Here is a 398-nt window from a genome sequence, read left to right as displayed (position 1 = left end):
TCGAGGCTCATCTCGGTGCTGTAGCCCTTCACGAGCGGCACCATGAATTCGTAGAAGGCCTGGTTCTGCTTGCGCGCCTCGGCGTCGGGATGGTGATGCGCTGCGTCGTAGGCGGCGGCGGCCACCGAGGCCATCGCGCGGCAGCCTTCGGTGTAGGCGCGCATCGTCATCAGCATGCGCTTGACGTCGGGGTGGTGAATGATGGGCGCGCTGGCGTTGATGGAGCCGTCCACCGGGCGGCTCTGCACGCGCTCCTTGGCATAGGCCACCGCGTGCTGGTAGGCACGCTCGGCGATCGCGATGCCCTGCATGCCCACGGCATAGCGGGCCGAGTTCATCATGATGAACATGTACTCGAGGCCGCGGTTCTCCTGGCCCACGAGGTAGCCGACGGCACC

At 66.6% G+C, this 398-nt stretch carries 1 protein-coding gene; it reads right to left on the bottom strand.

The features are described 5' to 3' along the window. On the bottom strand, positions 1–398 hold a 398-nt coding region (locus tag ACCC97_RS28835), incomplete at both ends, for an acyl-CoA dehydrogenase family protein (protein ID WP_413336403.1).

Origin of the sequence: Variovorax sp. Varisp85 (assembly GCF_047304045.1) — a bacterium.
Classification (GTDB): domain Bacteria; phylum Pseudomonadota; class Gammaproteobacteria; order Burkholderiales; family Burkholderiaceae_C; genus Variovorax.
Note: the sequence above shows the minus strand (reverse complement) of the source record. Positions and strands in the feature narration are given on the sequence as shown.